This is a genomic window from Trichormus variabilis 0441, from assembly GCF_009856605.1.
Lineage (GTDB): Bacteria > Cyanobacteriota > Cyanobacteriia > Cyanobacteriales > Nostocaceae > Trichormus > Trichormus variabilis.
In genome coordinates this window covers 4,612,454-4,634,977 of sequence record NZ_CP047242.1, presented here as the reverse complement: position 1 = coordinate 4,634,977, position 22,524 = coordinate 4,612,454, and the positions used below count along the sequence as shown (strand labels likewise).

The following is a 22,524-nucleotide window of genomic DNA, read 5'->3' as shown; positions in this document are numbered from 1 at the left end:
TAAGTACTGTTTACGGCTGAATATTTTGAATTGTGAATTACTGAAGACGATGCCTGTACGCCAAACCTTATCAACATCTGATATCCAACTGTCCTACTTGGAGTGGAATCAAGGTAAAGAACCCTTGCTACTGTTACATGGTTTAGGCGACCATGCCTTAGTCTGGTCTAGCTTAGGGGATGATTTAGCGGCTGGATATCACATAGTAGCGCCAGATATGCGGGGTCATGGCGAAAGTAGTAAGCCAGATAAAGATTATAGCTTTGAGAGTGCGATCGCTGATCTAGAAGCTTTGATGAATCATCTAGGCTGGTCATCAGCCCATATTGTTAGTCACTCCTGGACAGGTAAATTAGCAGTCATTTGGGCAAGGCAAAACCCCCAACGTCTACGGAGTATGGTGCTAGTTGACCCCATTTTCATTTGGAAAATGCCCAACCTCTTCCGCCTTACCTTTCCTCTGCTTTACCGCTTTTTATCCTTTCTCAAAGGGATGGGGCCGTTCACCAGCTACGAACAAGCCGAACAAGAGGCGCAGCAATTAAACCAGTTCCAAGGCTGGAGTCCCTTACAACAGCAAGTGTTTCAAGCAGGACTCGAACAAAAACCCGATGGTAGCTGGGGGAGTAAATTTACAATCGCCGCCCGTGATGGCATCTTTGACGCAGTATTGCGCGTACCTGGTTTCACCATCCCCTTAGACACTCCCGCCCTGTTTGTCCAGTCAGAACAGGGACTGAACCGCCTCGAATGGCAAATCAAACCTTACAAAACTTACCTCAAAAATTTCCGTCTGTGCCAAATTCCTGGCAATCATTGGCCTTTTTTAACCGCACCGCAAACCTTTAATCAGACAATAGCAGCATTCTTAGCAGAATGTCAGGAAAATAAGTCTCATGATTGATAGATAGGAACAGAAGGATAAAATTAGCCGTGCTAGTAACGCTACAGTCATCGCCAAGGCTCATTTTACTCTTTTGACTATCGACTACTGACTTCCTTAATCATGAGCCTTTGTATCAATCCAGTTTGCCCCAACCCTAACCACCCCCATAATGACAAAAATCGCTTTTGTCAAAGTTGTGGTTCACAGTTGGAATTGCTAGGGCGTTATCGGGTAACGCAATTATTAAGTGATACAACTGGCTTCGCCACAGTTTATGAAGCCTATGAAGAAAACACAGCTAAAATCCTCAAGATACTCAAAGCCAACCTCTCCCGCGACCCTAAAGCAGTAGAATTATTTCGCCAAGAAGCAGTCGTATTAGGACAGCTAAATCATTCGGGAATTCCTAAAGTTGATAGCTATTTTCAGCATCAAACCAGAAATGGTGTAATTCTGCACTGCATTGTTATGGATAAAATTACAGGGACAAACTTGGAGGAGTGGTTACAACAGCAACAAAATCAGCCGATTTCCCAAGCACAAGCCATAACTTGGTTGATACAGTTGGCAGAAATTTTAGATTCAGTGCATGGCAAACTATACCTGCATCTAGATATTAAGCCATCAAATATCTTGCTCCAACCTGATGGCAAGTTAGTTTTAATTCATTTTGGTACAGCTAAGAATTATGCCAATGGAACCACCACACCCACTTTATTATCTGGTTACAGCGCTCCAGAACAAATGAATGGAGAAGCCACACCACAATCAGATTTCTTCAGCTTGGGGCGTACCTTCGTTTTTTTACTAACAGGACAACACCCGTTAGATATGTATGATGTCCATCAAAATTTATTGCGATGGCGTAACTATACCAAACAAATTTCACCATTATTATTGAATTTCATCGATTGGTTAATAGCACCAGAATCAAAAAACCGTCCAACCAATACCCAGGGAATTTTGCAGCGTCTTAGAGATATTCAACAGCAAGTGAATTGGAACGAAATTCCTCAAAGCGAACAGCAAACTCAGCTAAAATCTCATCTGCCTTTACAATCACCCACAAAAAGCTTTAATAAAGTACCTTTAATTGCATTTTGTGCAGCCCTCATAGTCTCAGTTGGATTACTGAGTTTAGTTGCCTTTATGATAGGTTATCCAAGATTTACTTTATTACCACCACCAGGACAGTCACCACAGAGAAAGGGCAAGATTGCCTACTTTCCTTATGAAACAGGTAAAGATAGTCAAGGACGAGTCGCCAAATTTAATATTGCTGTTTTATCAATAGAACATAAATGGCTTTCAGGTAGCAATTTTCAGATTAGAAATAATGACAGAGTAATAAGCCTAGATGTTTTAAAATTGCGTTTAGAACAAGAAGGTATCCAGGAAATTATGGAAAATCCTGAAGAGATTATCTCTGTAGGTACTGCTTCCTGTGAAGGTAGTTTATCAGTCGCGCAACGTAAAGCTTTTGAGCGCTCCCAGCAGATACAAAATTTAGTTAAAAAAATATTTCAAAATAGCCCAAGCGTTAAAAACTATCGATTATTAAACTTAGGGGAATTTCAAGGCAGTGTTTGTCAAAGTAATCGGGATTTAACTGCATACCAAAGAAGTGTAATTATTATCGGTTTAAAAAGACAATCTAAAGCCGTAGTTATAGATGAAGCTTTGCGAAATAGATTAGAAAATAAGCCTTTCGGCGATTTTCAATTAGATGATTATTCCTTGGGTTCTGTAGATAAATTTAAGACAATACCAAGCCAATTATAATGTAGTTTAAGTTTAGGCGATCGCCTCTATTAATCAAAGACTAAAAAATTAGATATTTCTTCCACGTTTTAATTAATATCACTCATAAAATAGGCAACGAACTAGTAAATTTAAGCTCCCATTCCTGAATATTTTTTCAATCCTGCACGCCACAGCAAACGATTTACCACCCAAAACATGAATATCCAAGCCAGTAGTGACAAAAATCCCTGTACTACATCTACAGGTAGCCCTACCAACAAACTGGCGGGAAAATCAATCAAGTAGGGAAAGGGTGTAAATAAAACTATCGCTTTTATTTGGGGAGGAAACACATCTAAAGGTGCAATTAATCCAGATAAAAATAAATAAAATAAAAACCAAAAATTTTCTATAGCGTTAGCCCTTTCCGTCCAAAAGGCGAACATAGCAAATGTGTATTGAATTACAAACCGCAGTACAAAAGCCAATGATACAGCTACTGTAAATAACAATAATTGACTAACGGTTGGAAACCACAACGCCTGGGGATAAAGAATAAAAAATAACCCTATTAATAATATTGCAAAAGGTATGCGAGCAACCCTTTCTGAAAGATGGGATGCAACGTGATGCCATACTGGATCTAATGGCTGTAATAATTTAGGTGATAATTTACCTTCTACTACTTCTTTTTCAAACTCCCAAATTACCCAAACAACGGATATTTGTCTCACAATAAAAACTGTGAGAAAGTAACGGGCAAAATCCACGGGCGATAAACCAAAGCTACCACCTTGCGCCGCCTTTATCCAAGCACCCATCAAAATAATTGGCAAAGAACCAGACAAGACCCATAGGATTAGTTCTGCTCGATACTCAACCATATAGGCGTAGTAAACTGTCAGCAAAGTCCATGCTTTTCTAATAGTCTTTTTCATGAGATTTTAAATTTTGATTAAACAACTCCTGCCTGGAAAACTCGCCCTATCACTTCCTCAACAGGTGGCTCCGTTACTGTTAAATCTATAACTTCTAACTCTGTTAATATTTTCGATACTGTGCGCGTCAGTACCTCTTGCTGCACTATAAAGCATACCGCACGCCCTTCTAAAAGTTGCACATCACCATAAGATTTGAGTGTTTCTAAAGGTAAAGGTTGGGCTAACTCTACACGAACTTCTCGGTAAGGAGCAAAACTTTCTAGTAGTCCATCTAAGCTACCGTCATACATGAGCTTTCCTTGATGAATCAACAGCACCCGTTCACACAAAGCTGTGATATCAGCCATGTAATGACTAGTTAACAACACTGTAGCTTGATAACGTTGATTGTACTCGCGTAAAAAATCACGTACCGCAACTTGAGCGTTGACATCTAAACCCAATGTTGGCTCATCCAAAAACAATACATGAGGACGGTGTAACAGCGCTGCCAAAAGTTCAGCTTTCATGCGTTCACCCAAAGAAAGTTTCCGCACTGGTTGAGTCAGCTTACCTTCCAAGGACAGCATCTCTGTTAATTCCCCTACCCGACGCTGAAATTCCTTGTCCGAGATGTCATAGACAGCAGCATTAATTCTCAAAGAATCCAGTGCTGGTAAATCCCAGAGAAGTTGTTGCTTTTGTCCCATTACCAGAGTGATTTTTTGTAAAAATGCTTCTTGGCGCAGAAAAGGAACATGGCCAGCCACCCTGACAACACCATGAGAAGGATGTATCAACCCTGTCAGCATTTTCAGCGTGGTAGTTTTACCAGCACCATTCGGCCCTAAAAACCCCACTACTTCACCAGGTGCAATTTCAAAAGAAACATCCTGAACAGCTTGTATTGAACGGTAGGTGCGGCGGAAAAGGTGAGTGATTGTACCGCCAATTCCTGGTTCTTTCACCGCTACTGGATAGGATTTACTTAGATTTTCAACAGTAATAATTGACATATACCTCTAAGAATCTAGGAGGCAGCAAACAATAATACTAAATGTTTTTCACCCTAAATGAAATTATTTCGCTACATTCTGCGCCCCTCAGCGTTAACCTCCGCACCCCTCTGCGTTAAAAAAAATTATTTGAGACGACCCGATCGCAATATACTCACAATTAGCCACAATCCCAACAAACTTGCTACCGCAAACAAAACGCTACTTAAAAATGACAATTCACTTGTCTGGGCTTTCGTAGATATAACTGCTGCTCCCATAATCAGTGAACCTACTAATATACTGAAGGATAAGCGATTGGCTGCATCATCCATTGTGCGCCGTACCCCATCCAAACCATGTAGGGAAAGGTTCCACCGCAAGGTTTCCGATGTTACTCGGTCTAATAATAGTTCCACCTGTCGGGGCGATTGTAAAGAGAGACTTTTTAAATCTAAGGCTGTTCTCAGGAGCGATCGCACTGGATTATCCCCCAATAACTGCCGCCGAAACAAATCTGTAATTAATGGTTGAATTTCATCAAATAAATTTACCTCTGGATTAAAGGTCTGTGCTACCCCTTCCAAATTCGCTATAGTTTTGGCATACAAACCCATATTGCTGGGTAAACGAATTTTATTATTTCTCGCAATTTGCAAAATTTCATAAAAAATTTGACTAAAATTCATCTCAGTCAAACTAACGTTATAGTATTTCCGCAACATCCGGTCATAATCACTTTCCAACCGGGACAGAATAACTGGTTGGGCGGAATCTGCCAATTGCAATGTTAATTGAGCGCATCGCCCTGCATCTAAATCCACGATCGCCAACAGCATTTCTGTTAAAATCTGCTGAGTCCGGGGATCAAGTCTACCCACCATGCCACAATCTAACAGTGCAACACGCCCATCGCTGAGATAAAAGATATTTCCCGGATGAGGATCAGCATGGAAAAAGCCATCAACATATAATTGCTGAAAGAAAGCCCGAAATAACAGCGTCGTAACTGCTTTACGTTCGGCTACTGGGTCTTTACCGTTATTATTGTTCAAACTTGCTGACAGTATTGGTACACCGTCTAGCCATTCCATCACCAACAATTTTTCTGTAGTTAAAGACCAATAAATCTCAGCTACGACTAGCTGTGTGGGGTCAAACCAGCGACTACGAGATAAATTACGGCGCAGTAAATCTGTATGTCCTGCTTCCCGTGTAAAATCCAACTCCGCCTCTAAAGCTTTGGTAAATTCTTCCGCAATTGATTTAATTTCGTAGTTCTGCCCAAAATCGGTACGCGCCACCAAATCAGCAATCCCTTGAATTAAAGCAATATCTTGGGCAATAGTCAGATCGATCCCCGGTCGTTGCACCTTCAGCGCCACTTCCCTACCATCTATTAATGTAGCGCGATGAGTCTGGGCAATTGATCCTGCCGCTACAGGTACGGGATTAATCTTACTAAAAGTTTCTTCCAGAGGTCGTTTTAGTTGTTTGCGGATGAGAATTTCAATTTCTGTCCAGGGAACAGGGGGTACTTCGTCCTGTAGGGTAGAAAGTTCCTCAATGTAAGCCGCATTCAGTAAATCCGGACGAGTAGACATCAATTGACCGAGTTTTACATAAACCGGCCCTAAGTCCACCAAAATATTTTTTAAAACCGCAGGTGTCGGTAATTGGGGTTCATCAGCCTTGCCACCTGTAAGTAACCGCCGCATATAATCCCAGCCATTGCGGAGGACAACTTCAATAATTTCTCGTTGACGGGGGACAGTTTGGGTGAGGAACATTGTTGGGGAGTTGGGAATAGGGAATGGGAATTAGGGTAGGGAGCAGGGAGGGGGAGAATATTTCAGTATCATTTCTTCTTCTCTCTCTGCCCCCTACACCCCTGCCTCTTCATAACTAGTTATAATAAAAACCCCGCATTTTAACCTCTGCCAAGGGTTTTAACTTTTACAACTTAGTATAATTAGAGCAGGTCAGTAAATCGGGGATCACCTTGGAGGGTTTTGATAATTTGCTTGATTTCCTGGGTACGTTCCTTATTGACTATGAGAGTAACATTGCGATCGCGCACAATCACTACATCCTCTAAACCAATAGTAACAATTACATCCTCTGGATTAGTAGCATAAACAATCGCCCCCTGAGTATCTAGACCTACATGAGTAGCCAGTTCTACATTGGGATCATCCGGTTTTTTGAGTAAACGCTCAATTGCATTCCAATCTCCTAAATCATCCCACCCAAATTCTGCTGGTAAGACATATACTAGATTTGTCTTTTCCATAAGTGCGTAGTCTATACTCTTCTTAGGTAACTGGGGATAAACATCAACCCCATGTTCTACCAGTGGTTCAATGATTTCTGGCGCATAGGTATAGAGTTCCTTGAGAACAACTCCGGCTCGGAAAACAAACATACCGCTATTCCAGCTATATCGTCCCGTAGATAGAAAAGTTTCGGCTTTTTCCCGGATAGGCTTTTCAGTAAAGCGATTGACATGATAAGCTGGCAACTCATTAAAGGTACCAATTTTTTCACCTTGTTCAATGTAGCCGTAACCAGTTGATGGGAAAGTCGGCTTGATCCCCAAAGTGACAATTGCCTCTGTGCTTGTCGCTAATTGGCTAGCAGCATCTAAAGTGCGTTTAAACGCCTCTGGATCAGCTATCCAGTGATCAGAAGGAAAAAAGCCTATAATCGCGTCATCACCATAACGCTTTTGAATTTCCAAACTAGCCCAAGCAACGGCAGCAGCAGTGTCTCTACCCTGCGGCTCAGTCAACAAATTTTGCGATGGTAATTCGGGTAGCTGTTGTTGCACCCCTTGTCCTAACTGACTAGAGGTGATTACCCATAAATCATTCCACTCGCCTGCGAACTTAACCAGTCGTTCGGCGGTTGATTGCAATAGACTTCTGGAGCTACCATCAAGACTTAAAAATTGTTTGGGTCGGTCTTGGCGGCTGAGAGGCCAAAAACGCTCGCCTTTACCACCAGCCAGGATTACTGGGAACAATGGGCTACTCATGTTGTCATACACACAAACGGTAGAACATTTCAAGTGTACAGTGCGGTCTTACACTGGCAAGATTGGTAGCTTGCTTTAACATAAATTTTAGGGAGTGGTTGAGTGGGGAGATAATTGTGATTAAACAGGTTCAATGGTCGGATAATCAGGTCGCACCTCAACAAATACCGGATCTTAATTTAGAGGTGGGGTCTTCACAAATACAACTGGTAGAAAACCAGGGCATATCTCAACCAGTATCAGCACAAGAAGTAGAGGTAGAAACTGAACAAGATTCAGCCACTATTTCCCGTAACGTGGTTGAGTCTGTTGTTGCAATACCCAATGAACTGTACGAGCGCTTGGGCTTGACCATGCCTCGTTGGCTATTGTGGATTTTGACAGTAGTTTTAGGAGTAATCCTATCTGGGCTGTTAGTATCCACCTTGGCGCTATGGACTCCTCTGTGGAGCAATTTGGATCGCACTGACGAAGAATTGGGCGTTTCTGGGCAAAATGAGCAGAAAGTTCCCTTACCTGGGGAATTGTGGAGCAAAATCTCCCAATATCAGCTATCCAAGCCTATGAATATTCTCATCATGGGAATTGAGCCAGTTAAAGGCGCTGTTGATGGCTCACCAGAAAGTTTCTCTGGTAATAGCGATACCATGATGATGGTCAGACTCAACCCAGAAAGTAAAACTACACGGGTGCTGTCAATTCCCAGGGATACCATGATTGCGATCCCAGAAAAGGGACTCACCAAAGTATCAGAGGCTAATGCTCAAGGCGGGCCAGTATTGGCAGCCAGAGTAGTCAGCCGGACTTTAAATAATGCCAGAATTGACCGCTATATCCGTATTTCTACTAGTGGCTTACGGCAATTAGTGGATCAGTTGGGTGGTGTTGAGGTTTTTGTACCCACTGCAATGGAATATCAAGACCCCAGCAGTCGCTCTAGGGTGAGTTTAGTTAGTGGCTGGCAAACTCTCAACGGTGAACAGGCAGAACTATTTGCTCGTTACCGGGAGGAAACATTAGGGGATTTATCTAGAGTCCAGAGACAACAAGCACTGGTAGCAGCAATACTACAAAGGCTGAATAGTCCGACTGTATTACCCAGATTGCCCCAATTAACCCGCCTAATGCGGAAATATTTTGATACAAATTTGAAGACAGAAGAAATGATGGCTTTGGTAAATTTTGCCGTGAATTTAGAGCGGGATAATTTCCAAATGACCATGTTGCCTGGTACATTCAGCAAATTTAGTAAAGACCCCAATAGCTATTGGCTGAATATGACCGGACAGCAAAATCTATTAAACAATTATGTTGGGGTAGATGTGCCTGGTCTGAAACAAGATTCTCGGCCTGTTTCTCAGCTCAAAGTTGCTATTCAAAATGCTTCCAATCAACCCCAGCTAACGGAAAAAGTTATTGCTTACTTGAAACAGAAAGGCTTTAAAAATATTTACACTGTACCGGATTGGCCTGATACTCAGCGCCAAACCCAAATTATTATCCAAAAAGGCAACCGCCAAGCTGGTTTTGACTTACGCAAAATCTTAGGACTCGGTTTGCTAGAAACTAAATCAACAGGGGATTTAGAATCTGACCTAACAATTCGTATTGGGAAAGATTGGAAATAGTAAATTAGTCATTAGTCAATGGTCATTAGTCATTAGTTGTGGCTGTTGACTGTGAGGCAGTCGCAGTCTTGGCGGTTTCCGTCGATTGCGAACTGCCGTTAGCGTAGCGGTAGCGACGTTAGGAGCGTCACCCGGAGGGTTGACTTTTGACTATTAATATACTTTATAAAGTTATGAATAAGATTTTCATAAAATTGTTTGGTTTAATTGTGATTGTGATGCTGGCTTGGTTTTGGGTAATTATTGATACTCATCCGGCATTTGCTCAGATAAATACAATTAACTACAACAATGCAAATCTGGAAAACCGTGACTTTGCCAATGCTGATTTAGTAGGGGTCAATTTTGTCGCGGCGGAAATGCGAGGAACAAACTTTCAAGGCGCAAATTTAACTAATGCTATTCTCACCAAAGGTGTTTTATTAAAGGCTAATTTGTCAGAGGCAAATTTGACAGGCGCTTTAGTAGATAGAGTAACTTTAGACAATGCAAATTTAAAAAATGCCATTTTCACAGAAGCAACTTTAACCCGTAGTCGCTTCTATGATGCTGACATTACTGGTGCTGATTTTACAGATGCGATAATCGATCGCTATCAAGTTTCTTTACTGTGTGAAAGAGCCGATGGAGTAAATCCCGTTACAGGTGTTGCTACCCGCGATAGTCTGGGCTGTAAATAATTAGTTAAGAAAATTTACCTGACGGAGTGTGAGATTTCGAGTTAATCTTTTCAGGTATGCACTCTGCAAGAGTTGTCGGGTACTATTCGTGACTAATCAAGAACAAAAACCTTCTCGTTCTTTCGCTGGGATTGCTGGCATTGTTGCCGCAGCCACTTTAATTAGTAAAGTATTTGGTTTAGTGAGGCAACAGGCGATCGCAGCTGCTTTTGGTGTAGGTGCGGCTGCAACTGCCTACAGTTATGCCTACATTATTCCTGGTTTCTTGTTGGTATTGCTGGGGGGAGTAAATGGGCCCTTACATAGTGCAGTTGTTAGCGTTTTAGCTAGGCGCAAGCGAGAAGAAGCAGCCCCCTTGGTGGAAACAGTGACTACCTTGGTGGGGGGAGTGCTGTTGTTAGTGACGGTAGCCCAGATTTTCTTGGCAGATAATATTGTGGATCTTGTTGGTCATGGTTTGGAGGCGAAAACTAGAGCGATCGCCATTCAACAAATCCAAATTATGGCCCCGATGGCTTTATTCTCAGGCTTAATCGGCATTGGCTTCGGGACTCTCAACGCTGCTAATCAATATTGGCTACTCTCCATCAGCCCCCTATTATCCAGTGTGGCAGTTGTATTTGGTATCGGTATCATGGCTTTGCAGTTAGGCAAAGACATTATCAAGCCAGAATACGCTTTCATTGGCGGTATGGTTTTGGCTTGGGGAACCTTAGCTGGGGCAATTCTCCAATGGTTAGTGCAGCTAATTGTACAGTGGCGATTAGGACTAGGTAGTTTAAGGCTACGGTTTGATTTTAAATCCCCAGGAGTTCAGGAAGTCATTAAAATCATGACTCCGGCAACTGTTTCTTCCGGGATGATGCCAATTAACGTGGCTACTGACCTCTATTTTGCTAGCCCAATTCCCGGTGCGGCGGCTGGTTTTAACTATGCCAATCTTTTAGTACAAACACCGTTAGGGATTATTTCTAATATTATATTGTTGCCTTTATTACCGATCTTCGCCAAACTAGCAGAACCAGAAAACTGGCCAGACCTGAAATTACGTATTCGTCAAGGATTATTATTGACTGCTGTCACCATGCTTCCTTTAGGGGCATTGCTGATATCTTTGTCTGTGCCAATTGTGCAGGTAGTTTATGAACGTGGCGCATTTAAACAAGAAGCTACACAGCTAGTTTCATCCCTATTGGTTGCTTACGGTATTGGGATGTTTGTTTATTTGGGGCGGGATGTTTTGGTCAGGGTATTTTACGCCTTGGGAGATGGACAGACACCTTTTCGGATCAGCATTTTTAACATCTTTCTCAACGTTGTATTAGATTGGTTTTTCGTTAAACCTTTTGGCGCTCCTGGATTGGTGTTAGCTACAGTAAGTGTCAATTGCAGCTCCATGTTGATGCTGTTATTTTTACTCGATCGCCGTCTTAATGGCTTACCTTGGCGGGAGTGGGGCTTGCCAATCCTCGGTTTGGCTGGGGGTAGTGTGGTAGCTGGGATTGCTAGTTTTGCCACCCTTGCAGCTTCTCAGCAATTGTTAGGGAAAGAGGGTTTATTAATTCAAATTTTACAGCTGTGTATATCTGGCTTTGTGGGAATTGCCGTGTTTGCAGCGATCGCCTCACTCATGAAAATACCAGAAGTTAACAGCTTTGTAGTGCGTATGCGTCAACGCTTCTTGAAAAAATAGATTTTCTCTGATTTGAAGTTGAGCGATCGGCAGTTTGGCTAGTTTAACGTTCTACAAATTGCTATTGTCATTAAATTCAATGTCATCCACGCCAGAGTAATTAATTATCAACACCCCCGGCTACCCACCGGGGATTTTTCTTAATTAGCCCAAGTTGTTAGTTATATAGCTGGGGACTAGGGACTGGGGACTGGGTGAAAAGTCTTTTTGTGTCTAGGTTGTATCATCTATTGATGTCCTAACACTACTGGCGACAGCTATACCTGTTGACTGTGAACGGTCAACAGTCAATATTCCTCACGATGGATTGTGCAACTTAAGAGCAAAATAGCTTACTTGTTACCCTTTTTAGTTGAAAATATAAATAATTCTAAAATTGTTTATTGATAAACCGACCATCAAAGCACAAATATCTGCCGAGTAAAGGATACACTGGAATATGGTATCAAAACCAAGCTTATATCAAGATAAACTAAAGAACCTTAAGGATATCTACCCACAAGGGAATAGAAATTTTGTCGGTAGTTAAAGGCTTTCGCGCAGGGTGTTCCTGGAGATAAAAATGTTTTAAAATCACGACCCCATCAAATGCCTGAACCTCGCCGAAACTCAAACAGCTAGCAACTGACAAAAGACACTGGCGATTCAGTAAAAAATATGATCAGTAGAATCGATAAACAAGACATAAATTTTACAAAATCACAACATCCATTTTAAATGGGAATTTGCAAAAGCTGTGATAGCAAATAACTTTGCTTCAAGAGCGTATCTATTGATCAAGCAAAGACAACAAAGATTGAGCAACATTGAATCATACCTTCCCAAGAACCATCCATCTTTGTTGACATCCTTCATTGACATTGTGGTGAAATTGATCAGATTGCTGACTCACCATCTTGACAAAAAATATACCGAGATATGTATCCCCATATTGCTAGATTTTTGCGAAGATCAGAATGTGGGGTCAAATCAGTCAATTGCTGATGGCAATATCTCTGAACACATAAATGGAGCCTCACATTTACAAAAACTTTGTTTATGCAATTGAATTCTTCATTTAAGCAGTCTGAGAGTTTTTCGTTGACTAAAGAGCCAAATTCAGAAGAACCTGAAGTAGACAAAGAAGCAGAAGTGACAATAACTAGACCATCTTTGCCAGTATCGACAGGCGAAGGAGTAGGTATTTATCTAGGGCAACGAAACAATTCCCTTGCCTTTCAAAAGTCAGAAGAATTGCAAAAGGCTCTATTATTACACCGACATGAGCGTCAGTTGATAATATTGCAAGACTTCCCAGACCCCGATGCTCTTTCTTGTGCCTGGGCTTACCAATTAATTGCCCAGCAATATGATATCAAGTGTGAAATTATTTATGCCGGGACTTTAAGCCACCAAGAAAATATTGCCCTAGTGAAACTTACTGGTTTACCAGCCCAGCGTTGGACACCACAAACTATCAAGGGCAAAGACTTATCCTGTTATCAAGGTTTTATTTTAATTGATAACCAAGGGACAACTAGTCAGTTACTCACATCTGTTCAGCAAGCAGGTATCCCGCTAGTTGCAGTGATTGATCACCACAGCTTACAGACAGAACTGAAAGCTGACTTTGTGGATGTTCGTCCTTACGTGCGAGCCACAGCGACAATTTTCACTCAGTATCTCCAGGCTGGTCTGTTAGGTTTAGATAGCAGCATTAGTCAGCACGTTAAATGCGCGACTGCCTTGATGCACGGTTTGCGATCGGATACAAATCGACTGATGCAAGCCCAAGAAGAAGACTTTATGGCAGCTGCCTATCTTAGTCGATTTTATGATGCTCAACTGTTAAACGCCATCCTTCAGGCTAACCGTTCTAAACGGGTGATGGACGTGATCGAGCGATCGCTCAAAAATCGTATTGTCCAAAATAACTTTTCTATTGCTGGTGTGGGTTATTTACGGTACGACGATCGTGATGCTATCCCCCAAGCTGCTGATTTTCTGGTAACAGAAGAAAACGTCCACACTGCCGTAGTTTACGGCATTGTTCACGATGAAGATGATGAGCTAGAAGTAGTCATTGGTTCGTTGAGAACAACTAAACTGACCCTAGACCCTGATGAATTTATCAAAGAAGCCTTCGGTCAGGATAGTACAGGTCGATTTTTCGGTGGTGGGAGGACAGGCGCTGGCGGCTTTGAAATTCCTATGGGTTTCTTGTCTGGGGGTAACGAAAACTCTGCCTACGCCAGAATGAAATGGGAAGTATTCGATGCTCAAATTAAGCAAAAGCTCCTGAGATTAGTTAATCCTAAAGATAACCCAATTCAATCAGAATGAGCCTAGCATTTAAGGAATAGGAAGCGATGGTAATTGATAATTAGTAATAAAAATTATCTAATTAGCGATTACCGTTCTGATTGTCCTGGGGATACTACGGGTTTGCATAGCGTCTAGGAGAGAAAGGAAAAGCCCAGTATAAATCAATACGATTCAGTTAAGGCTAGAACGAACGTGAGTTGTAGTCTCAGAAAGATGTATTTTCAATTCATCAATAGTAGTAAAACCCTATACCCCTAAACCCTCGAACCCTTGCGCCCTCTCTCAACAGATAACTTTTGTGCGTCCTACGTAGAGCGATCGCCAATTAGTTAAAATTAGGAACTACTATTGTTATGACATTCCTCTTCAAAATTGGCTAGAGTTAGAATCTAGTCCAGGGCTAGGGTGTGCTAAAAGTTTACTGTTAATCAAAAGATCATTGGTCTAGATTTAAAGCCATAGCTTGCCTATGTCCATAGACGTTACTGAGGAAATTACTTTGAGTATATATATTTATGGTTGATACAGGAATCCAGTTTGATTTCTGAAACATCTAAATCTATCGGGGTGTGATAGGCATAAGCTGTAACGCACCGAAACCCTTGGTGGGTGCGTTACGCTGTCGCTAACATACTCTACTTATCTGTTCAAAAATAAAATATGGATTCTATACCAATTGAGGTGTTAAATTTATTGGATAATCGTCATCCAAGTGATTATTAAACTTAAAAAATCTGATAATACTAATAATAAAATATACTTTTTATAGTGTGTTTTGATTAGGCATTAAACGAGCAAAATATTTTAGCACTACTGTATCTTACATTAAAAAAATACATTGGAAACAAGTTTTTTAACTATTGATTAAATCAGGAAAAACAGGTATCTATTTCAAGTAATATGTCAGCATTGTGGACTTATTTTTTTAATTCAGCACCATTCATTCCACATGGTCACTGCTATTTATGGCAAACGGATTTAGTATGGTTACACATAATATCTGATGGACTCATTGCCGTAGCTTACTATTCTATTCCAGCTACTCTTTTTTACTTTGTCCGTAAACGGCAGGATTTACCTTTTTATTGGATGTTTCTGTTATTTAGTGGATTTATAGTAGCTTGTGGTACAACCCACATCATGGAAGTTTGGACGCTTTGGTATCCTACTTATTGGGTTTCAGGTTTTTTAAAAGCTATTACAGCAATCATATCTGTATTTACAGCATTAGCACTAATACCTCTAGTTCCCAAAGCTCTAATACTCCCTAGTCCTGCTCAACTAGAAAGAGCAAATAAAGACCTGCAAAATGAGATAGGTGAACGATTAAAGGTAGAAGCCGAACTGAGAAAATATCAAAATCACTTGGAAGAACTAGTTAATATACGCACCAATGAAATCACTAATGCTAACGAAAAATTACAACAAGAAATTCATGAACGTCAGCGTATCGTAGAAATTCTCAGAGAAAGTGAGGAACGTTACCGTTATTTAGCTGAAGCAATTCCCCAACTTGTATGGACAGCTGACGCGAATGGTGAATGTGATTATTTCAATCAAAATTGGTGTGATTATACTGGGTTAACCCTAGAGGAATCTTTGGGTTCTGGATGGTTGGCAGCGTTGCATTTAGAAGATTTAGAACGGAGTTATGAAACATGGTCGAAAGCTGTAGAAACTGGTACATTATACGAGAATGAATATCGCTTTAAACGTGCTGCTGATGGTTCCTATCGCTGGCTATTAGGGCGAGGTTTGCCACTTAAAGACCACCAAGGACGCGTAGTCAAGTGGTTTGGAACTTGTACAGATATTCATGAGCAAAAACAAATTCTCGAAGAACGGGCGCGTCTGTTGGAATTGGAGCAAACTGCCAGAGCTGAAGCGGAAACAGCCAATAGAATTAAAGATGAATTTTTAGCTGTCCTCTCCCATGAGTTACGCACTCCCCTGAACGCGATTCTTGGCTGGTCTAAATTATTGCAAGAGCGCAAACTTGAACCGGCAAGGACATTCCAGGCCCTAGCAACTATCGAACGTAATGCCACATTACAAGTACAACTCATTGAAGATTTGTTAGACATCTCCAGAATATTGCAAGGCAAACTAGTAATTAATATTACAAAAGTCAATCTGGTAATTGTCATATTGACGGCATTAGAAACCATGCGTCTAGCCGCAGAAAGTAAGTTAATTCAGGTATCAACTAACTTTCCATCCAAGATGGGGCAAGTGATGGGTGATTCTGCTCGCTTGCAGCAAGTAGTATGGAATCTTCTTTCTAATGCTGTTAAATTCACTCCCAAAGGCGGCAAGATAGAAGTTAGTTTGGAAAAGGTGGACGGCTATGCTCAAATCGTAGTCAGTGATACAGGTAAAGGAATCAAACCAGAGTTTTTACCTTATGTGTTTGATTACTTCCGTCAAGCAGATAGCAGTTCTACCAGAAGATTCGGTGGGCTAGGGTTAGGGCTGGCAATTGTCCGTAAAATCGTGGAAATTCACGGTGGTACGGTGACAGCACAAAGTCTTGGTGAAGAACAGGGAGCTAGTTTTACTGTACGATTACCAATCCTCCCAGAAGAAGATGGGAATGTCACCTACGAACAGCATCGTTCGACATCATCAATAACTAGTTCTTTACCTCTTGAGGGTATCAAGGTTTTAGTCGTTGATGATGATGCTGATTCACGGGATTTTCTGACTTTTATTTTAGAACAGGAGGGAGCCGAGGTTACTTTAGCGGCTTCAGCGTTAGAAGTATTACAACTATTGCCAGAAATTAAACCAGATGTTTTGGTGAGTGATATCAGTATGCCAGATATGGACGGCTATACATTAATTAGGCAAGTGAGGACATGGACAGCAGAACAGGGGGGAGCAATTCCGGCGATCGCCTTAACAGCCTTTGCGCGACAATATGATCGAGAACAAGCCTTCCAAGCCGGATTTCAGCTACACCTACCCAAACCCCTCAACGCCGAAGAATTCTTCGCCGCCGTTGTTGAACTGGTCAATGGTCAATAGTCAATAGTCAATAGTCAATGGTCAATAATCAGTTTTCATTAGTTTTTTTCTCTTTTCCCTGCTTCTCCTCACTGTTACCTTGTTCTGCATAGTCCCGTAGCTGCTGCAATAATTTTTCCTGAGATGATAATTGCGGCTGATTATTCGCAATTGTCACAGCATTAGGTAATGGGTTAGTAGCAAGAGAGGGAATGGTAATATTAGGCTTGTCGGCGGCGGCTTTCATTGACTCTAGGACAGTAGCTAACTTTGCTTGCTGTTCCATTTGGTCTGTAGAAGACACCAAACCACTCAAACCGTTCACCAATTGCCTAAGATTTTGCCGAAAACTCGGATCGCCTGTCAATTCATCTAAATCAGATGTAATTTTTTGGGTATTTTCAAAAGTCAACCTCGCTGAATCTAAAGTCTGTTGCAGCAACACTGCATTTTTCGGATCATTTAAACTTTCAGTTGCATTTCGCAAATTAGCCGAGGCTTGAGCAGCATTTGCAGATAGAGTTTCTAGGTTTTTGATTAACTCTCCTTGAGTTAAGCGATTCAGACTTGGTGATAAATTTGTCACAGTCAAGCGTAATTGATTGCTAGTTTCTGTAATATTATTCAAAGCGCCGACCAAGCTTGAGCGATTGGTATTTAACAAACTGTTCAAATCACTCAACAAACGACTCGCTTGAGTTGCGGTCGTGCCAAATTTATCTGCTGTGATACCGAATTGATTGACTGTTTTAGTGGTAGAAACAGTTAGTTCATTAGTGGCTCGTTGTACAGTATTGGCGGTGGAAGCAAAAGTACCTAACTGTCCTTGAAAGCTTTTTGTCAAACCACGAAAATCTTGGGTTAGTGCGGCTACACCGGTGGCTGCTTGGGCGGAGGTTTCCAAAAGTCTATTTACCCTTTGATAAAATTCAGGGTTATTGTATGTATTCGCAAAGTCAGTACTGCTACGAATCAGCGCATCAACACTTATACCTATTTGCCCCTTTAACCGAGAATTATTACAAACGATGAGGCTGTTATCACAATTCTTATCTAGAGGTTTAGTGAGATTTTGCCCAGTGGGTAGTGATGATTTGGGTGTGATATCGATAATACTTTCGCTAATCAATCCAGTCTGATTAGCTTCTATCACCACATCGCGGGGAATAATCAGGTCAGATTGAGCAAATTCAATTTCCACTTCTACAGCATTTGGCCCTGGTTGAATTTGAGAAATTCTGCCCACCTTCACGCCGCGATAGCGAACTGTTGCGCCTCTTTGCATACCCCCTGCATTGGCAAATTCCACCACGGCTTTGTAAGAACTACCAGCAGCCGTATACCTATTCAACCACAATAGAATAACTCCAAACGCCCCTAGTCCCAGCAGAAATAATAACCCTACTGAACCTTCCCTTAATGTGCGTTGCGATGTAAAACGATTGGTGATCAAGTCTCGCATATTTTACCTCTACCCAAAAACTTGGCCTAAGCCACTCAGCACTCACTACCTACGACGAACTACTCAGCACTAACCAACTACTTGAATTGGCCCTTGTACACTTCCACTGACAAACTGATTGATTAATGGATGGTCGGTAGTGTCTATATCACTAACTGTGCCTTCCCATTGCACTTGACCCTGATAAAGAAACACCAGTCTATCAGATGTCCGTCGAATCGTACTATCTTGGTGAGTGACGATCGCATAGGTACTACAAACTCCATGTGTACATTGCAAGTCACGGATTAAATCTTCGATGACTGTGGAAGCAATGGGGTCTAGTCCGGCTGTGGGTTCGTCGTAAAGTAAAACCTCTGGGCCTTCTGCGGGATTATCAGGGTTAGACATAATTGCACGGGCAAAACTTACCCGTTTTCGCATCCCCCCAGAAAGTTCTGATGGGTACAGATGACCGATTCCCCGCAAACCAACCATTTCTAGTTTTTCTGCGACTAATTCTCGAATACGCGATCGCTCTAACCGAGAATGTTGATAAAGTAAAAATCCCACATTCTCTTCTACAGTCAAAGAATCAAATAATGCTGCTTGCTGAAATACCATACCAATACCCACTGGGTCTTGACCATCCTCAATCAACCCTTCCCTTTTGACTCCTTGCACATAAATTTCCCCAGCATCAGGAGTAATTAAGCCTGCTATTATCCGTAAGATTGTGGATTTACCAGTTCCTGAAGGGCCGATAATCCCTAAAGCTTCACCTCGATAAATCGTCAAATCTACATTATCTAAAACCTGATTGTTACCAAAAGACTTAGAAACGCCTTTAAGTTGAATTAGTGGTTGTTTCATTGGTCAATAGTCAATAGTCATTGGTCATTGGTCATTGGTCATTAGTCAATAGTCATTACTCTCTATGAACTTTTCACTTCCTACTCCCCAATCTCCACTAGATATCATCGTTATCGGTAGCGGTATCGGTGGTTTATGTGCGGCTGGGTTGTTGGCACGTTATGGTAAACGAGTGATTGTGTGCGAAAGTCATACAATTCCCGGTGGTGCAGCCCATAGCTTTAAACGGCGCGGATTTGAGTTTGATTCTGGCCCCTCCTTTTATTGTGGTTTGACGGATGTCCAGAGTTTGAATCCTATCAAACAGGTTCTTGATGCCTTGGGTGAATCTCTCCCAGTTGTACCGTATGATCCTTTAGGAAAATACCATTTTCCTGAGGGAACTGTTGCAGTGTACAGCAACACCGAAAGATACCTTCATGAAGTAGAGAAAATCACTCCCCAAGGTGCAAACGAACTACAGCAATTCACAAAACGCTTATTAGGTTTATACGATGCCATGAAAGGCATTCCCACCTTAGCATTGCGTTCAGATTGGCAGGTAATTTTGATTTTACTGCAACATTACCTAATGTCTTTGGGGCAAATGTTACCTTACTTACCCTTGGTTCAGTCTTCTGTAGGGGATGTGATGGATAGGACTGTTAACGACCCTTGGGTAAGACGACTAATTGATTTAGAGTGTTTTCTGCTTTCTGGTTTAAAGGCACACGGCACAATTGCCCCAGAGGTGGCTTTTATGTTGGGTGAACGTTCCCGTGTGGGAGTTGAGTATCCAATAGGGGGTAGTGCCACAATTGTCAATGCCTTGGTGCGGGGTTTGGAACGTTGGGGCGGTCAGTTACGCTTGGGATGTCATGTTGAGCAGATTTTGCTGGAAGCTGGCAAAGTTGTAGGTGTGAAGTTACGAAATGGTGAAATTCTCAACGCGCCTATTGTGATTTCTAATGCGACAATTTGGGACACCTACAATCACTTGTTACGTCCTGAAGATTTACCCACTGCCTATCGGCAAGAGGCGTTACAGACACTGGCTGTAAAAAGTTTTATGCACCTGCATCTAGGTATCAGAGCAGATGGGTTAGAAAATTTAACAGGACATCACGTAGTAGTCAATGATTCTGGTGTAGATATTACTACCCCAGGCAATACTTGTATGATATCGATTCCCAGTGTGTGGGATGCGGCTCTTGCTCCAGAGGGACATCATGTAGTTCATGCCTATACCCTAGAATCCTACACTGGATGGGAACGCAATGATGGGTATGCAGTGAAGAAAAGGGAAAAAGCCGAGTCTTTATACCGTGCTTTAGAACGCATCATTCCCGATATTAGAGAGCGTGTAGTCTTGGAACTCATCGGTACACCCTTGACTCATGCTCATTATCTACGTCGCTATCAAGGAACCTACGGCCCTGCCATTGCGGCTGGTCAGGGAATGTTTCCGAGTACACATACACCCATTCAGGGTTTGTATCGCGTTGGTGATAGCACTACCCCAGGCATTGGTGTCCCGGCGGTAGCCGCTTCTGGTATTTTATGTGCAAATACCTTGGTAGAGCGATCGCAAACAACAGACTTATTAGATATTCTCCAGAAGAAATAAGGGAGAAGAAAAAGACAAACCTTTAACTCCCCACTCTCTACTTGCCCACAAACAACTCATCCCAATCAGTAATTGCTTTCTGTTGGGCAATTAATAGTTGCTGAATTCCTGTTTCGGCGCAATCTAATAGCTGATTCAATTGGGTACGGCTAAAACTACCTTCTTCTGCTGTTCCCTGAACTTCAATAATTCCTAAGTTTTTATTCATCACAACGTTGAAATCTACCGTTGCGGCTACATCTTCTATATAGTTCAAATCTAAATATGCTTCTTGTTCTAATAAACCCACAGAAACGGCGGCGACTTGTCCACATAAAGGCGATCGCTCTAATACCCCTCGCTGCAATAATTGAGAAATAGCCTCAGCTAATGCTACAAATCCGCCCGTAATTGCTGCCGTTCTCGTACCTGCATCAGCTTGTAACACATCTGCGTCTACAGTTAAAGTCCGTTCTCCTAACGCCTCAAAATCTATCGCTGCTCGTAAACTACGCCCAATCAAACGTTGAATTTCTTGCGTCCGTCCAGATAACTTCAATAATTCTCTTTCATGCCGTTGTTGTGTAGCTGATGGTAGCATCCGATACTCAGCCGTTAACCAACCTTTGCCACTACCTGCAAGAAACTTGGGTACACTTTCCGCAACGCTAACAGTACACAATACCTTAGTCTCACCGCATATTGTCAGAACCGAGCCAGGGGCAAAACGAGTAAATTTAGTGTGAAAATTGATAGGACGGAGTTCATAGGGTTTTCTACCGTCGGGACGCTGCCAAACCATGAGAGTCACCTCTAACTTTTAATTGTAGAATACCCCTTTAAAGTTACCTTAGTGGTGCAAAACATTAAGTACTATGCGGGATCAGCATCTGATAACCAGAATCAAATCAAGGAAAGCTGGCAGATATAGCTGTTGCCAGTAGTGTTAGGACATCAATAGATGATACAACCTAGACGCAACAAGACCCTTCACCCAGTCCCCAGTCCCCAGTCCCCAGTCCCTAGCTATAACTAAAAACTCTAAGTTACTAAAAGTAGTTTGAGGATGTTTTGCAACACTAATTCTGGCGCTTGATCACCGTTAATTGTCAACAGGCGGCGGCGACGGTCGTAATACTCTAAAATGGGAACTGTGCGATCGTAAAAAATCTCTACTCGACGCTGCACAATTTCAGGTTGGTCATCTGGTAGAGAACGCCCCAAAGAACGACTCACCATAACTGCTTCCGGTACTTGTAAATAAATTGCCCAATCTAATTTCTGCCCCAACTCATCAAGCAAAAAGTCCAACTCTTCAGCTTGGAAGGCAGTACGCGGATAACCTTCCAAAACCCAGCCATCACTTACATCAAACTTTTTCAACCGCAGTCGGATTAATTCAATGATCATTTCGTCAGGAACTAGTTCCCCTTTAACCATGTAAGGTTGGGCCTGACGGCCTAATTCACTCAGGTGGGAAATGGCTTCCCGTAAAATCTCGCCCGTAGAAATCTGAGTAATTCCTAAATGACTGCAAAGCCTTTGTGCTTGAGTGCTTTTTCCCGACCCTGAACCTCCCAGAACCACTAATCTCACAACAATTCACTCCTCAACCAGTAATATTTAAAACATAATAAATTTGTTTTGCCCAACCCCGTCAGAAATCTAACATTTAGCCAAAGAGTATGAGTCAGGGAAGATGAGGAAAATACATAATTATTCGTCTATCAATC

16 protein-coding genes are annotated in these 22,524 nt (G+C 41.9%); 8 read left to right on the top strand and 8 right to left on the bottom strand.

Going from position 1 to position 22,524, the window contains the following annotated elements; genetic code table 11:
* The first annotated feature begins 49 nt into the window (after positions 1–49).
* Positions 50–904 (top strand): alpha/beta fold hydrolase, encoded by an 855-nt coding sequence (locus GSQ19_RS19120; RefSeq protein ID WP_011319441.1) that lies wholly within the window; start codon positions 50–52, stop codon positions 902–904.
* Between the two features lie 102 nt (positions 905–1,006).
* Positions 1,007–2,668: a serine/threonine-protein kinase gene (locus GSQ19_RS19115; RefSeq protein ID WP_011319440.1), complete on the top strand. Its 1,662-nt coding sequence runs from the start codon at positions 1,007–1,009 to the stop codon at positions 2,666–2,668.
* A 110-nt stretch (positions 2,669–2,778) separates the two neighbouring features.
* Here GSQ19_RS19115 and GSQ19_RS19110 read toward each other — a convergent pair whose 3' ends face one another.
* The 4 genes from GSQ19_RS19110 to GSQ19_RS19095 all read right to left on the bottom strand — a co-directional run bounded on the left by GSQ19_RS19110 (position 2,779) and on the right by GSQ19_RS19095 (position 7,581).
* Complete coding sequence (locus tag GSQ19_RS19110) at positions 2,779–3,567, bottom strand: ABC transporter permease (RefSeq protein ID WP_011319439.1); 789 nt, start codon at positions 3,565–3,567, stop codon at positions 2,779–2,781.
* Positions 3,568–3,584: 17 nt separating this feature from the next.
* Positions 3,585–4,565 (bottom strand): ABC transporter ATP-binding protein, encoded by a 981-nt coding sequence (locus GSQ19_RS19105; RefSeq protein WP_011319438.1) that lies wholly within the window; start codon positions 4,563–4,565, stop codon positions 3,585–3,587.
* 125 nt (positions 4,566–4,690) lie between these two features.
* A complete protein-coding gene (locus tag GSQ19_RS19100; RefSeq protein ID WP_011319437.1) occupies positions 4,691–6,334 on the bottom strand; it encodes an ABC1 kinase family protein in 1,644 nt (547 codons plus the stop codon).
* 182 nt (positions 6,335–6,516) lie between these two features.
* Positions 6,517–7,581 carry a mannose-1-phosphate guanylyltransferase gene (locus GSQ19_RS19095; protein ID WP_011319436.1) on the bottom strand — a complete coding sequence of 355 codons (1,065 nt, stop codon included), beginning with the start codon at positions 7,579–7,581 and terminating at the stop codon, positions 6,517–6,519.
* Positions 7,582–7,697: 116 nt separating this feature from the next.
* Between GSQ19_RS19095 and GSQ19_RS19090 the strand changes: the two genes are divergently transcribed.
* The 5 genes from GSQ19_RS19090 to GSQ19_RS19070 all read left to right on the top strand — a co-directional run bounded on the left by GSQ19_RS19090 (position 7,698) and on the right by GSQ19_RS19070 (position 16,913).
* Entirely contained in the window at positions 7,698–9,209 is a 1,512-nt protein-coding gene (locus GSQ19_RS19090) for an LCP family protein (RefSeq protein WP_011319435.1), read from the top strand.
* A gap of 173 nt (positions 9,210–9,382) precedes the next feature.
* A complete protein-coding gene (locus GSQ19_RS19085; protein WP_011319434.1) occupies positions 9,383–9,889 on the top strand; it encodes a pentapeptide repeat-containing protein in 507 nt (168 codons plus the stop codon).
* Between the two features lie 88 nt (positions 9,890–9,977).
* Entirely contained in the window at positions 9,978–11,582 is a 1,605-nt protein-coding gene (murJ, locus tag GSQ19_RS19080; protein ID WP_011319433.1) for a murein biosynthesis integral membrane protein MurJ, read from the top strand.
* Between the two features lie 1,038 nt (positions 11,583–12,620).
* Complete coding sequence (locus tag GSQ19_RS19075; RefSeq protein WP_011319432.1) at positions 12,621–13,904, top strand: DHH family phosphoesterase; 1,284 nt, start codon at positions 12,621–12,623, stop codon at positions 13,902–13,904.
* Between the two features lie 882 nt (positions 13,905–14,786).
* Positions 14,787–16,913 (top strand): hybrid sensor histidine kinase/response regulator, encoded by a 2,127-nt coding sequence (locus tag GSQ19_RS19070; RefSeq protein ID WP_011319431.1) that lies wholly within the window; start codon positions 14,787–14,789, stop codon positions 16,911–16,913.
* A gap of 28 nt (positions 16,914–16,941) precedes the next feature.
* Here GSQ19_RS19070 and GSQ19_RS19065 read toward each other — a convergent pair whose 3' ends face one another.
* Both GSQ19_RS19065 and GSQ19_RS19060 read right to left on the bottom strand, forming a co-directional pair.
* Complete coding sequence (locus tag GSQ19_RS19065; RefSeq protein ID WP_011319430.1) at positions 16,942–18,354, bottom strand: MlaD family protein; 1,413 nt, start codon at positions 18,352–18,354, stop codon at positions 16,942–16,944.
* 69 nt (positions 18,355–18,423) lie between these two features.
* Complete coding sequence (locus tag GSQ19_RS19060; RefSeq protein ID WP_011319429.1) at positions 18,424–19,206, bottom strand: ABC transporter ATP-binding protein; 783 nt, start codon at positions 19,204–19,206, stop codon at positions 18,424–18,426.
* A gap of 64 nt (positions 19,207–19,270) precedes the next feature.
* Here GSQ19_RS19060 and GSQ19_RS19055 point away from each other — a divergent pair, with 64 nt between their 5' ends.
* The gene (locus GSQ19_RS19055; RefSeq protein ID WP_011319428.1) at positions 19,271–20,812 is read left to right on the top strand and encodes a phytoene desaturase family protein; all 1,542 of its coding nucleotides are present in this window, start codon (positions 19,271–19,273) and stop codon (positions 20,810–20,812) included.
* A gap of 37 nt (positions 20,813–20,849) precedes the next feature.
* On the opposite strand, the gene rph is transcribed toward GSQ19_RS19055, so the two are convergent.
* Together rph and GSQ19_RS19045 are read right to left on the bottom strand one after the other, a co-directional pair.
* The gene (rph, locus tag GSQ19_RS19050) at positions 20,850–21,593 is read right to left on the bottom strand and encodes a ribonuclease PH (RefSeq protein ID WP_011319427.1); all 744 of its coding nucleotides are present in this window, start codon (positions 21,591–21,593) and stop codon (positions 20,850–20,852) included.
* Positions 21,594–21,832: 239 nt separating this feature from the next.
* Positions 21,833–22,387, bottom strand: a complete 555-nt coding sequence (locus GSQ19_RS19045) for an adenylate kinase family protein (protein ID WP_011319426.1) — start codon at positions 22,385–22,387, stop codon at positions 21,833–21,835.
* Positions 22,388–22,524: the final 137 nt, after the last annotated feature.